Below are 13,719 nucleotides of genomic sequence, written 5' to 3'. Positions count from 1 at the left end.
GTTACGTTGCTACTCTCAATGTCTAATTGTCCTCGTTGTCAACAACCAATTAAACCCCAAGCAATTACTTGTCCCCATTGCCGTTTGGAGTTAAAAGCTCACGGTCATCCGGGTATTCCTTTACACCGTGCCACAGGGGAAGCGCCATTATGTGATAGTTGCGTTTATCACGCAGATGATACTTGTAATTATCCCCAGCGACCTCATGCTAGAGAATGTACGCTTTACCAAGATATTAATGCGCCAAAGATGGAAGTTAAACCACAAGCTAATCAATCATTTCAGTTATGGTTTAAGCGGAATTCGCTTTGGATTATCCTGTTAATTGTATTATTGATTAGTTTTTTAATCACCCTTTTGCAATAGCAGTCATACTAAAACAAACTGGCAGTAATAGAACTTTTTAATTCAGAAGTTTCTGGTAGAGTTGGCATTTCATCACTGGCTTTTTTTTGTTGGAAAAGTGCCAAATTAAACCAGAAAGTTGTACCTACTCCAACTTCACTTACTAAGTGAACTGTGGTGTGATGTTTTTCTATAATGTTGCGGACAATTGAAAGTCCTAACCCGGTTCCTTCTAAGGTATGGACGCGATTTTCGACTCGGAAGAACCGCTCAAAAATTGCTTGTTGATCTTCCGGTGCAATGCCAATTCCGGTATCGGAAACTTCAATTCTTACCTGGGGTGTTTGGGTTTGGTTGTGGGAGTTTTCTTCCCCAGTTAAGAGATAGGCGCGAATTGCGACTTTCCCACCATAAGGAGTGAATTTTAGGGCATTACCTACCAGATTAGCAAACACTTGTAATAGTAAATCGTAGTGTCCTAAAACTTGTGGTAAATCTGGCTCAATTTCTTGGATTAATTCAATGCCTTTGTCTTTTGCGTTGAGTTGGTAAGTTCTGAGTGTTTGTTCAATTGGTTGGGCAATATCTAAGGCTTCAAAATGATAGATACGGCAGGATGATTCTAACCTAGATAATTCTAAAACATCATTGACTAGGCGAGTTAGGCGATCGGTCTCGTTATTCGCCGTCTCTAAAAATTCCTTGCGTTGTTCTTCGTTTAAATCTTCACCGTATTCGTGCAAAGTTTCAATGAACGATTTAATATTAAACAAAGGTGTTCTCAACTCATGGGAAACATTACTAATGAAATGACTTTTCGCCTCATTGAGTTCCACTTCGCGAGTAATATCTTGCACCGTCATGGCAATTCCCTTAACACTTTCCCGATATTGGTCAAGAACAGTAGTTAATAAAATGCGAATCGTGCGATTTATTGGTTGATTTAATGTCACCCGAAATTGTGCGCCTTCTTTATCACCTTCGTCTTTTGCCATTTTATAAAGTGGTCGAGTCAGTTCCGAGGTGACTTCTTGGGGTAAGTGAAATAAAACATTTTCCCCGACAACATCAGCAAGTTCCCAACCAAAAATTCGTTTAGCAGTGGGATTAACTAAAATTACTTGTAAATTAGTATCAAGTAAAACTGCTCCATCAGCAATTGTTGAAACTAAAGTTTCTAATTTAGCTTTTTCTGCGGTTAACTCTTCGATGTTTTGTTCTTCATAACTTTCCAGTCTTTCTGCCATTTCGTTGAAACTGGAAATTAACTCTCCTAATTCTCCTCCCAATGGCAAATCAATCCGCTGATTAAAGTTTCCCGCAGCGATATTTTTTACCCCGACGACTAATTCTTTAATTGGTTGAGTAATTGTTAAGGCATTAATCACGCCGCCGAGAATTACCATTACCCAAATTGAAACAAAAACTGCGATCGTCACATCCCTAGTTAAATGAGATGATGTGACTACTGTGGCATTGGGATTAATCCCAATTGCCAAAACTCCTAAATATTTGCCCCCCTGAGTTAGAGGTACAAACACATCAGTAACTTCCCCATTGGGAGTGAGATGCTGACGAATCATTGGCAACTCAGAATTGCTGGCGTAATCTGGAGGCAGTTGTATCCGACGTTCAATTGTTAGGGAATTTTGGACTTCCGACTGCCAAAAAGGAAGACCAAAAAAGATTTTGCCCTCTGTATCCGCATAAAGCATATAGCGGACACTGGAAGTGTTATCGAAGAAACGTTCGGAAAAACGTGCAACTTCCGTCAGATTGTTTTCGGCAATTAGGGGGGATACATTGGTTGCCAAGAGGATTCCCAAGTCACGACCAAAACGGGTATCGTTGAGACGAGCATCCTCTTGAATGGTATTAACTGCCCAAAAGGTAAGACCACTCATTAGCAAAGAGACTATCAAGGTAGCCGCAGCCATTAACCTTGTTTGCAGTGTAAACTCTGACCACCAATGGGCGATAGCTTCTCGAATTGTTTTCAGGAGGACCAGCATCTTGACAAAGGATGGAGGACAACAAAGGGAAGGTGAACTAAGAAGTTTGCCTCATTGCCAAACTTCTTTGCTATTCATACTTTAAAGGCTATTCGCAAAAAAAGTTAGGGGATAGCTTTGTTACTGATATCCCGCCGATAGTATGCGCCTGCAAATTGGATTCTATCGACAGCTTTGTAAGCGAGGGCTTTGGCACTACTTATATTGTCGCCTATAGCCGTAACTCCTAAAACTCTACCGCCATCGGTGACTAAAGTTTGGTCAAATTTAGTCCCTGCATGGAATACTACTGCGCCAGTTGATTCTGCTGAAGAAATGCCTGTAATTTCTTTACCTTTGGGGTAATCTCCAGGATATCCAGAGGAAGACATGACTACACAGACGCAAGCGCCGGATTTCCAGCTAATAGGCGGCATTTCGGCAAGTCGCTGTTCAACACAGGCTAACATTAATTCTTCTAGGGGTGTTTCAAGCATTGGTAACACAGCTTGGGTTTCTGGGTCGCCGAAACGACAGTTAAATTCTAGGACTTTCAATTCGCCTTGGGGGGAAATCATTAGTCCGGCGTAGAGTACGCCGCGATAGTCGATTTGGCGTTTTTGGAGAGTTGCGATCGCTCTTTCCAACACTTCTCGTTCTATCCTTTCCATAAGGGAAGGTGTCACCAAAGGCGCAGGTGCATAAGCACCCATTCCCCCAGTATTCGGGCCAGTATCTCCCTCCCCAATCCGTTTATGATCTTGAGCAGGGATTAAAGGGCGAATTGTCACCCCATCCGTTAAAGCTAAAACGGAAGCTTCCTCACCTATTAAACATTCTTCAATTACTACGGTGACTGGGGACTGGGGATTGGGGACTGGGGACTGGGTGATACTTTTGCCGATACCTTCTTTAAAGATAGTGGTAATTGCTGTTTGTGCTTCTTCTAGTGTTTGCGCGACTATTACGCCTTTTCCCGCTGCTAGTCCATCAGCTTTTACGACAATAGGTGCGCCTTGTTGGGTGACGTAAGCTTTCGCCGTTTCTGCATCAGTGAAAGTTGCAGACTTCGCTGTAGGAATTCCTGCTTCTTCCATTAAAGCTTTTGCCCAAGCTTTTGACGCTTCAATTTGAGCACCTACTTTGCTAGGGCCAAAAACCGGGATATTTTGAGATTGTAGAGCATCAGTAATTCCCAAAGCTAGGGGAACTTCGGGGCCAACAACAACTAAAGAAATGTTATTTTTTTGAGCAAAACTGCCAATTCCGGCAAAATCATCGACAGCTAACGGTACATTTTGGCATTTTTCCATTATCGCCGTTCCGCCATTCCCAGGAGCTACGAATACTTGTTCTACTTGTGGAGATTGTAAGAGTTTCCAAGCTAAGGCGTGTTCCCTTCCGCCGTTACCAACTACTAATATTTTCACTTTGTCCTCGCACTTTTAAAGATAGATGCTAATTTCGCTATTAATGGGCGGGTAATAGTATAAACCTAATTAGAATAACAAAGGCACTGTTTCCTAGTTTTCTTCCCAATTTGCCAGCAGCAAAATTTTCGGGTGATGCTACTATATGAAAGCACAGGAACCCTCACCGCCAACTAAACCCCAAAATAAAAGGAGAAATAGAATTTGAGCAAAACACAACGGGAAAATAACTCTTATAGCCAACCTATTTAACTGATAAACTCCTCCTTTTCTTCCCTCTGCGTTCTCTGCGTCTCTGTGGTTCAAAAAAATCTAAAACTTATAAATTTAAACAGTGAACTCATCAAAAGGTTGATTTATTTTATATGACTTACTCCGCATCTACCCCAAACCCCAAAAATAATAAAGTTCAAGAAGAAAAGATTCCCAATGCTGATTACCGAGTACTCGATCGCGAAAAACTCAGCAAAATGTATCAGCATTATGTAGAAGTAAAAGATAAATATCCTCACTCATTATTATTGTATCGTGTTGGTGATTTTTTTGAAACTTTTTTTCAAGATGCGATCGTCATTGCTAGGGAATTAGAATTAGTTTTAACTAGCAAACATGGGGGCGAAGTTGGTAGAGTCCCGATGACAGGTGTACCTCACCATGCTTGGGAACGTTACACTACTCAATTAATAGAAAAAGGTTATGCGGTTGTTATTTGCGATCAAGTAGAAGATGCTGCTGATGCTGTAGGTTTAGTTAGGCGAGAAGTGACGCGAGTTCTTACGCCGGGAACTTTGTTAGAAGAGGGAATGTTAAAAGGGCGGCGCAATAATTATTTAGCAGCAGTTGTAATTGCTAATACGCACTGGGGTTTAGCTTATGCTGATATTTCAACAGGGGAATTCTTAACTATTCAATCGAGTAATTTAGAGCATTTATCTCAGGAATTAATGCGTTTACAACCTGCGGAAGTGTTGATTCCAACTAATGCACCTGATTTAGGTAGTTTACTACGTCCGGGAGAGAGATCGGAACATTTACCCGATGTATTACCACCAGCTTTTTGTTATGCTTTACGTCCGCAAATTCCCTTTACTTTGGGTGAAGCGAAACAGCGACTTTTGCAGAAATTTAAAGTACGATCGCTAGAAGGTTTAGGTTGCGAACATCTGCCTTTAGCGGTGCGTGCTGCTGGTGGTTTATTGCAATATTTAGAAGATACACAAAAAAATAACCAAGTTCCATTACAACCTTTACGCACTTATACTTTAACAGATTTTTTAATTCTCGATCATCAAAGCCGCCGCAACTTAGAAATTACGCAAACTGTCAGAGATGGGACTTTTCATGGTTCTTTGCTGTGGGCGATCGACAAAACTTGCACTACAATGGGTGGGCGTTCTTTGCGTCGTTGGTTGTTGCAACCATTATTAGATAATAAAGGAATTAGAGCTAGACAAGATACAATTCAAGAATTATTTGAAAATGTTTCTTTACGCCATGAATTACGTCAATTATTACGGCAAATTTATGATTTAGAAAGATTGACAGGACGTGCAGGTTCAGGAACAGCTAGCGCCAGAGATTTAGTTGCTTTAGCTGATTCTTTGCAGCGGTTGCCAGCTTTAGCCAAATTAGTAGAAAATGCTCGTTCTCCCTATTTAAGAGCTTTACAAAAAGTTCCACCTATTTTAGAACAATTAGCCCAAAGATTGCATAATCATTTAGTTGAGTCTCCGCCAATTCATATTACTGAAGGTGGGTTAATTCGACCCGGAATAAATGCTCAATTAGATGCAATGCGTCAAGAAGCGGAAGACGACCAAAAATGGTTAGCAAATTTAGAAGCTACGGAAAGAAGCAAAACAGGTATTTCTAATTTAAAGGTAGGTTATACCAAATCTTTTGGTTATTATATTAGCATTTCTCGTGCTAAAGCTGACCAAGTTCCTGATAATTATATTCGCAAACAAACTCTGACTAATGAAGAGAGATATATCACCCCAGAATTGAAGGAAAGAGAGAATCGAATTCTCACAGCGCGAGAAGATTTGAATCGTTTGGAATATGAGATTTTTGTGAGTTTGCGGGCGGAAGTTGCCCAAGAAGCTGAGTTAATTCGCAATATTTCTCGTGCTGTTGCTGCTGCTGATGTTTTAGGCGGTTTAGCAGAGATAGCAGTGTCTCAAGATTATTGTCGTCCGAATATGATTGAAGGGCGAGAAGTTAATATTATTGATGGGCGACATCCGGTGGTGGAACAGTCTTTACCTTCTGGTTTTTTTGTGCCTAATTCTACTCGTTTGGGAAGGGAAGATTCATTGAACCGCAGAGACGCAGAGAACGCAGAGAAGAAGGGAGATAAGCCAGATTTAATTATTTTAACAGGGCCAAATGCGAGTGGAAAGAGTTGTTATTTAAGGCAGGTTGGTTTAATTCAATTGATGGCACAGGTTGGGAGTTTTGTGCCAGCTAAGGCGGCGACTTTGGGAATTTGCGATCGCATTTTTACCCGTGTCGGTGCAGTAGATGATTTAGCAACAGGTCAATCTACTTTTATGGTAGAAATGAATGAAACGGCGAATATTTTAAATCATGCTACGGCGAAATCTTTGGTTTTGTTAGATGAAATTGGTAGAGGTACAGCAACTTTTGATGGGCTTTCTATTGCTTGGGCGGTGGCGGAATATTTAGCAACAGAGATTAAGGCGAGGACAATTTTTGCAACTCACTATCATGAATTAAATGAGTTAGCTTCGTTGTTACCAAATGTGGCAAATTATCAAGTAACAGTCAAAGAATTGCCAGATAAAATAGTCTTTTTACATCAAGTGCAACCAGGCGGCGCAGATAAATCTTATGGCATAGAAGCAGGACGTTTAGCGGGTTTACCTCCAGTGGTAATTCAACGGGCAAAACAAGTAATGGGGCAAATTGAAAAGCATAGTAAAATTGCTGTAGGCTTAAGGGAAGGTGTACAAACTGAACGTAATTCTACTAAGAGGAAATCGAAGAAAAAACCTCTAGAAATTCCTTTTGCAGATGAGGAACGAGAACTTGAACAAGAAATGGAATAAGTGATTATTTTATCTGTAATGAAGCCAATTTTGAATTTCTTTCGCTAACCAAATACACTCCTCTTCACTTAAATTAGTGATTTGACAATAAGTAGTATCGAAAAAGCGAATGCTGATTTTACGACTCCCGTAAATGCAGCTTTATCCTGAACTGCGGCGGTACGTCCTAGTTTTTGTTGCAGTTGGTAACGTTCTAGAAGTATCTGTTCTGGTTGAAGCATTTTTCTACCATATATAACTAGATTCGATCGGTCTGTTATGACAACTTTAGTCGTTTTCTTGGGGAATTTACAACTGAAGTCGCTACTACAAACTTTTGATCGTCTCCTCTCCCAATCGTCTCAAAATTTGCAACACAAGATAAAGTTCATTACTTGGATTGAGCAACGAAAAAAGCCTAGAGTTTGCATATTCCGCAGTGGGTTGGCGAGTCGCTTTCAAAAACAAAAACTCATTCCCATTCGTAATCATGCCAAACGTGGGTTGAGCCATCTGTGGGTTGCTCAACATATAAGCCAGCGCTTGAGGAATTGCCCTTGTCACTGCAAAATCACTTCGCTTCGACTCAATCACCAACAGCCACAAGCGATTTTTCAACACTAGCACATCAATACGCCCCCGAATCACTTTGCCTTCATCCTCTAACTCCACATCGACACTAGTTTCTGTCTCAATCCGAAACGGCTGGTGATAAAAACCCGCTAAATCCAGTAACGGAGCAGCACTACCATCTTGACGCTGTTTTCTAGCATTGGTGGATCTTCCATCAATTCCATAAAATTGGCTTTCACCCGATCTAACAAATGCTGTTCTACCTCACTCAAAGGAGGATTATCAGTAGACCACTCCCAGAAAAAGCTTTGATTTTGAGCCAGATGTAACCCAAATGCCTGTTTGAGTTCGCGAAGCGTCACTTCATTAGCCGGAATTGTTTGCACCATTTCACTTTATTTACCTATACTTATTTCTCACGTTGCTGACCATTTTAGACGGGGTTGATAATCTTCTTTGCCTGCAATTAAAACATTACCATATTCATCGCAAATACCAGCTTTACCAACTCCATGTACTGCGATTTTACCTCGACAAATTGTTCTACTATAATGTTCATGATGATGACCGTGAAACATTTTATGTGCGCCAAGTGCTAAAGCTAAATCATCTAATTCCTTAAACCCAAACCGATGGGAAGATGGCGCTTCATGGGTAACTAAAATATCAGCTTTTTGTTTCCAAAGCATGGCATAATCTTGCCAAAAAATAGTTACATGATGTTTGCGGGGAATGCTATCACGCCAGCGTTGTCCTCTACCGCAAGTATGAAGTAAATCTTGGCGGGTGGGAAATCTGGGTTTTGCTGGAGGTCGCCAAATTTTTTCCCGGAAAACTCCGCCTAAACCAGCTATTCTTTTGCCATCTATTTCTACTACTCTGCCATGCAAATTACGATCGCCCAATTTAGAACCAAACAAGTTATCATACCAATTGTCTTGATCGCCATCATGATTACCTGGAATAAACCAAACTTCAGTTTGATCCAAAATTTCGGCAAGTTCTTCATCAAGCGATCGTTCTAAATCACAATCACCTAACAACACTACAGCTTTTGGAGAGTAAGCTTTTACACCCCGAATTATTGGTTTAAAATCACCGTGAGGATCTCCAGCAAATAAAATCATTTCCCAAGAAACAGGCGATAGCGAACTATATAAGGCAGAAGGCAGAAGACAAGAAAAGCGATAATTGTTTTGGAGGTTAATATAAATACAAAAGACCGAATAATTAAAAGAAATCTGCCATCCAAGGTACAGAACCTGCAAAAATTTGTGTGGCAGTAGCAAGAGCTTTTTCAGTAGCTTCTAAAAAACCACTAAATTGTAATTGGTGGGGTGTATAAAGTCCCGTGTAAAGAGGTGAGAGTCCACGTATATTTAACTGTAACTCCCCTTTACCTCCCCTCGTTACTTCGCCACTTCCACCAGACACCCTGAGAATAAAATTGCCATTATTACCAGTCAATAAATCATCTTGAACTGTTAAATGTAACTCAGCTTCCACCCCTGCTGGATAACCACGTTCTGAGAGTGCTTTTGCTACATCAATTATCCGTAGCATCCAGATACTTGAATTTTTTACCTTGGCTGTTTGCTCTGGCAAAAATAATAGTAATGGGTGAATAACTGAACCGCGCCAGGTGGCTGTTTTAATTTGAGAACGATGATCTGCGACAAATGTCCACAACCGTTTCGCCGCTGCTATTGTCAAAGCTACCCAATCTAGAATTACTAATTGGGACTCTTTGGCATTTTGATGGAAAATAATATAGCCTTCTGGTTGGCTTTGTGCACCCACCAAGTAAGCATAAATTACTTCGTGTTCTCGCAGCGGGATAATTCCTTCCCAAAGTTCTCGCGGCTGGATAATTGCTTCCCAAATTGCTTGGTGGCGATCCAGATTGCCATTTATTTTAATGGCTGATTGACAATAAATGTCAGAAAAAATTTTGTAATTAATCGGAGAGACTGGTTGGATGGGGAGAGTGCGATCGCTTAACCCTATACTATTAGTCGGTATTTCATAAAGACAAGCATTTCCTCCCTGTTCATAGCCGACTTTTCGATACAATCTTTGCGTCGCTGGATAAAGTGCTGAAATCGGTACTTCCCTTTCGTGGAGTTCCTGAAGCGTCTGCGATAGCAACTCAAAAGCAACCCCCGTTCCCCGCTGTTCTGGTGGTACTCCCACCGCTGCTAGTCCCGCCATCGCTACACTTTTACCCCCAAACCATTGTCCCATCTGGTATATACCCAAACCACCAACTATTCGTCCCCCTTCCCGGACTACCCGGAAGTTCTCTAAACCCAAGCGATGGAAGTATCTTTCCGTGTTGGGAAAAGCAAAACATTGACCAAGAATAGCTGCTAGTTGCTTCGCCTCTTCTTCATGGGACAGCGAACCAAATTCTAAGTGAAGTTTCATAAATTTTTCCGGGAAATGCAACGAAATTGAAACAATCAATAGGCAAATTTTATGCTACTCAACAATTGAACAAGAAAAACGTTAAAGTTCATTACAGAAGTTACAGATGGTAAAACTGTCGTGATACCTTCGTTGATGTTGACTTTCCGAACCTTGAGAGTTGAGATTAAAGATGGAGAACACTTTGAACTTGCAATCACTTCAATCCAGCCACAATACAGTTCGTGAAGATTTTAGCGAGTACGTAGCTCATCTCCAGCTTCACATGGCTTTACAAGCACGTAATTTAGTGCCAACTCTAACTCAAGCGGCAGACAGCCGAGAACAACTTTTACACCAAACGCAAGCTGAGTTGGAAAAAATGATTTCCCGGCAAATGCGCTAAAGATATCTGTTTCTCAGTACTAGTACGGACAAGTTGCGATCGCTCCAAAATAACATTCGGTTAATACCCAGATGACAGAAGCCGCTACCTAACTTTACTGGACGATCGAAAAATCTTTATATATTTTTTACACACAGCACTGAGGAAAGCACTATAATATAGAAGTGTGAGACATGGGGCTGTAATGGTTTCGACAGGTCGGCGAACACTGTCTCGTGATACAGGTCGAGAGTGAGTCTTCTCTCGCTAATACCGGGCTCAAAAAAAAGTAAAGGCGAAAAACAACATCGTTCCTTTTGCTCGCACAGCTGTAGCTGTTGCATAATAACCTCTAATTCAGGTTACGAGCATCTGTAAACCGACTCCGTTAAGGAATACAGAAACAACCCCAACGGATGCGTTAGTAAGTTGTCTCTGGTAGATTTACTAGCAAAGAACTCACCAGAGCATCCCATTGTCCGGGATAATGGACGATTCCCGCCTTGAGGATCAGATAGGCTAAACCTGTGAAGGAGCGGGAGGCAAATACCCGGTTTGGACAGCCGTTCAATTCGGCTCAGCTCCATTTTATACCGAAAACGCTATACCGAAGCTATATGACCACCCTTTACTGGGTGGTCTAAGTTTTTTTTAAGGGGAACTCTCGGAGCAACAGAGAAGAGAATTCAAAACTTAAAACTCCCCAAATTTTGTAGGGGCGGGTTTAGTAGACAACCTTTGCCACTTACAGACAATATGAAGGCAAAATCCGCCCCTACAACTCAAAACAGTCTTAGATATATCTCCCAAGAAACTATTAAGATATCGTGACTTGCCGCAGAACTGAGGTAAAAATAACCTTAACGAGACTCAAGAGGTTCTGCTCAAGATGCAGCCAATTCGGACATTTAACGTTACACCTTCCTTACCGCCGCGCTTAGAACCCTTGCGGCAGTTAGCTTATAACCTACACTGGGATTGGAATGTTGATACCAAAGATTTATTTCGTCGTTTAGACCGAGATTTGTGGGAATCTAGCCGCCACAACCCAGTTTTAATGCTTGGTACAATCTCCCAAAGTCGATTACAGGAAGTAGCAGAAGACGAAGGCTTTATTGCCCAAATGGAAAGGGCGGCTCAACAATTAGAAGATTATCACCATCGATTAACTTGGTATCACAAAAACCGCAAATTAAGCACTGGTTCAAAAGTACCAAGTAGTGGGGAAGATTCTGAAGGTTTACCTCATGAATATCATTCATTAACCACTAACCAAACCGAATGCTATGCGTACTTTTCTATGGAATTTGGGCTAACAGATTGCTTGCCCATTTATTCTGGTGGTTTAGGAGTTTTAGCAGGAGATCATTTAAAATCTGCTAGCGATTTAGGATTACCTTTAGTTGGGGTTGGTTTACTTTATCAAGAAGGTTATTTTAGCCAATTTCTGAATGCTGATGGTTGGCAAACGGAACATTACCCAATCAATGATTTTTACAATATGCCTTTACATCTGGAACGCCATCCAGATGGTTCAGAAATTCGCATTGAAGTAGATTATCCGGGGCGGAAAGTTTATGCGCGAATTTGGCGGGTCCAAGTAGGAACTGTACCTTTGTATTTGCTGGATACTAATATTGATGCCAACCCCAGTAAATACGATCACGATATCACCGATAGATTGTACGGCGGTGATATTGATATGCGGATTCACCAAGAAATGATGTTAGGAATTGGTGGGGTGCGTGCTTTAACAGCTTTGGGTTTAAAACCAACAGCTTTCCACATGAATGAAGGTCACTCCGCCTTTTTGTCATTGGAACGGATTCGGGTTTTAATTCAAGAACAAGGTTTAAATTTTGCTCAAGCGAAGCAGGTAATTGCTGCTAGTAGCATTTTTACTACTCACACTCCTGTACCAGCAGGAATTGATTTATTTCCTCCTGATAAAATCCTTTATTACCTGGGTTATTATGCAGATATATTCGGTTTACAAAAAGAAGAATTTTTGGCTTTAGGACGAGAAGAAACTGGTGATTTAAGTGCGCCATTTAGTATGGCAATTTTGGCAATTAAAATGGCATCTTTTGTGAATGGGGTTGCCAAATTACATGGAGTAGTGTCACGGTCAATGTTCAAAGGACTTTGGCCTAGTTTACCTGTGGATGAAGTACCAATTACATCAATTACTAATGGTGTTCATGCGCGTAGTTGTGTTTCTCCGGTAATGCAGGGTTTGTACGATCGCTATTTAGGCCCTCGGTGGGAAAGGGCTTCTAGTAGCGATCCTTTGTGGGATAAAGTAGCAGCAATACCAGATGAAGAATTATGGCGATATCATGAACGTTGTCGCGCCGAATTAATTGTATTTGCACGGGAAAGATTGGCCAAAAAATTGCGGGAAAGGGGTGCTTCAGTAGACCAAATTTCCCAAGCAGCGGAAGTTCTCGATCCGAGTGTTTTAACTATTGGGTTTGCCCGTCGATTTGCTACTTATAAACGGGCGACTTTGTGGATGCGTGATATGGAACGCATCAAGCGAATTATGCTAGCCAATAAATCGCGGAGATTGCAATTTGTCATTGCGGGAAAAGCACACCCTCAAGATATTCCCGGTAAAGAGTTAATTAAAGCAATTAACCATATAATTGGGGAAGAAAATTTGAGTCGTAATGTGGTGTTTATTCCCGATTACGATTTAAATGTTGCCCGACACATGATTGCGGGTTGTGATGTGTGGTTAAATACTCCCAGAAGACCAAGAGAAGCTTCTGGTACTAGTGGAATGAAAGCCTCAATGAACGGCCTTTTAAACCTTAGTGTTTTGGACGGTTGGTGGGATGAAGCTGATTATGTCCGCACTGGTTGGCCCATTGGTCATGGGGAAGATTATGATGACCCAAATTATCAAGATGAAGTGGAAGCAAATGCACTTTATGATTGCATTGAAAAAGAGGTAGTACCGCTATTTTATAATCGGGATGTTGAAGGTACTCCTCGCGGTTGGGTAAGCAAAATGAAAGATGCAATTCGCATCAATTGTCCCTATTTTAATACGGCAAGAATGGTGCGAGAGTATGCGTCTAGGGCTTATTTCCCAGCTTGCGATCGCTACTTTACCATGACTTCCGAAAACTATGAACCTGCGAAAGAATTAGCTGACTGGAAAAACAAAATGTTTGACCAGTGGTACGACATGAAAATTGAAAGTGTTGATGTATCTGAAGGAGAACAAATTCAAATTAATCAGACAGTTCATGTTAAAGCCAGAATTAATTTAGCAGGAATTAATCCCGATCATGTGCACGTAGAACTGTACACTGGTTTGTTAAATGCCAACGGAGATATTGTCAACGGAACGCCAACACAAATGGATTACCAAGGTGCTGATCCTGATGGAATTAGCATTTACACTGGCAATATTACCTACACTTCTAGTGGTTTGCAGGGAATGTCTTTGCGGGTTTTACCTAAGCATGAATATCTTAGCAGTCCTTATGATTTAGGATTGATTCTTTGGGCACAATAAACCCCACCCC

Annotated in this window: 11 protein-coding genes and 1 other RNA gene; 5 read left to right on the top strand and 7 right to left on the bottom strand. The window is 41.2% G+C overall.

The features are described 5' to 3' along the window. Window positions 1-18: 18 nt before the first annotated feature. On the top strand, window positions 19-366 hold the full coding sequence (locus tag IQ264_RS20095) for a zinc ribbon domain-containing protein (RefSeq protein WP_193982582.1): 348 nt from the start codon (window positions 19-21) through the stop codon (window positions 364-366). Between the two features lie 8 nt (window positions 367-374). Here IQ264_RS20095 and nblS read toward each other — a convergent pair whose 3' ends face one another. Continuing rightward, window positions 375-2,357 carry a two-component system sensor histidine kinase NblS gene (gene nblS, locus IQ264_RS20090; RefSeq protein WP_193982581.1) on the bottom strand — a complete coding sequence of 661 codons (1,983 nt, stop codon included), beginning with the start codon at window positions 2,355-2,357 and terminating at the stop codon, window positions 375-377. A gap of 104 nt (window positions 2,358-2,461) precedes the next feature. Further along, window positions 2,462-3,766 carry a phosphoribosylamine--glycine ligase gene (gene purD / locus IQ264_RS20085; RefSeq protein WP_193982580.1) on the bottom strand — a complete coding sequence of 435 codons (1,305 nt, stop codon included), beginning with the start codon at window positions 3,764-3,766 and terminating at the stop codon, window positions 2,462-2,464. Between the two features lie 365 nt (window positions 3,767-4,131). Between purD and mutS the strand changes: the two genes are divergently transcribed. Continuing rightward, window positions 4,132-6,837, top strand: a complete 2,706-nt coding sequence (mutS, locus tag IQ264_RS20080; RefSeq protein WP_193982579.1) for a DNA mismatch repair protein MutS — start codon at window positions 4,132-4,134, stop codon at window positions 6,835-6,837. 68 nt (window positions 6,838-6,905) lie between these two features. Here the strand turns inward: mutS and IQ264_RS20075 are convergent, their stop codons facing one another. The 5 genes from IQ264_RS20075 to eis form a co-directional block, all read right to left on the bottom strand. Then, window positions 6,906-7,058 (bottom strand): hypothetical protein, encoded by a 153-nt coding sequence (locus tag IQ264_RS20075; protein WP_193982578.1) that lies wholly within the window; start codon window positions 7,056-7,058, stop codon window positions 6,906-6,908. Window positions 7,059-7,143: 85 nt separating this feature from the next. Beyond that, on the bottom strand, window positions 7,144-7,488 hold the full coding sequence (locus IQ264_RS33720; protein WP_322744761.1) for a type I restriction enzyme HsdR N-terminal domain-containing protein: 345 nt from the start codon (window positions 7,486-7,488) through the stop codon (window positions 7,144-7,146). A 50-nt stretch (window positions 7,489-7,538) separates the two neighbouring features. Further along, the gene (locus IQ264_RS33715; RefSeq protein WP_322744760.1) at window positions 7,539-7,778 is read right to left on the bottom strand and encodes a hypothetical protein; all 240 of its coding nucleotides are present in this window, start codon (window positions 7,776-7,778) and stop codon (window positions 7,539-7,541) included. Window positions 7,779-7,805: 27 nt separating this feature from the next. Then, window positions 7,806-8,516: a metallophosphoesterase family protein gene (locus IQ264_RS20065; RefSeq protein WP_193982577.1), complete on the bottom strand. Its 711-nt coding sequence runs from the start codon at window positions 8,514-8,516 to the stop codon at window positions 7,806-7,808. 103 nt (window positions 8,517-8,619) lie between these two features. Next, window positions 8,620-9,816 (bottom strand): GNAT family N-acetyltransferase, encoded by a 1,197-nt coding sequence (gene eis / locus IQ264_RS20060; protein WP_193982576.1) that lies wholly within the window; start codon window positions 9,814-9,816, stop codon window positions 8,620-8,622. Between the two features lie 172 nt (window positions 9,817-9,988). Here eis and IQ264_RS20055 point away from each other — a divergent pair, with 172 nt between their 5' ends. From IQ264_RS20055 to glgP, 3 genes are all read left to right on the top strand, one after another. Further along, window positions 9,989-10,201 (top strand): hypothetical protein, encoded by a 213-nt coding sequence (locus IQ264_RS20055; protein WP_193982575.1) that lies wholly within the window; start codon window positions 9,989-9,991, stop codon window positions 10,199-10,201. A gap of 175 nt (window positions 10,202-10,376) precedes the next feature. Continuing rightward, window positions 10,377-10,769, top strand: a transfer-messenger RNA (tmRNA) gene (gene ssrA / locus IQ264_RS20050). Window positions 10,770-11,069: 300 nt separating this feature from the next. Next, a complete protein-coding gene (gene glgP / locus IQ264_RS20045) occupies window positions 11,070-13,709 on the top strand; it encodes an alpha-glucan family phosphorylase (protein WP_193982574.1) in 2,640 nt (879 codons plus the stop codon). Window positions 13,710-13,719: the final 10 nt, after the last annotated feature.

The sequence above is a fragment of the [Phormidium] sp. LEGE 05292 genome, from assembly GCF_015207735.1.
Classification (GTDB): Bacteria; Cyanobacteriota; Cyanobacteriia; order Cyanobacteriales; family Aerosakkonemataceae; genus Floridanema.
Note: the sequence above shows the minus strand (reverse complement) of the source record. Positions and strands in the feature narration are given on the sequence as shown.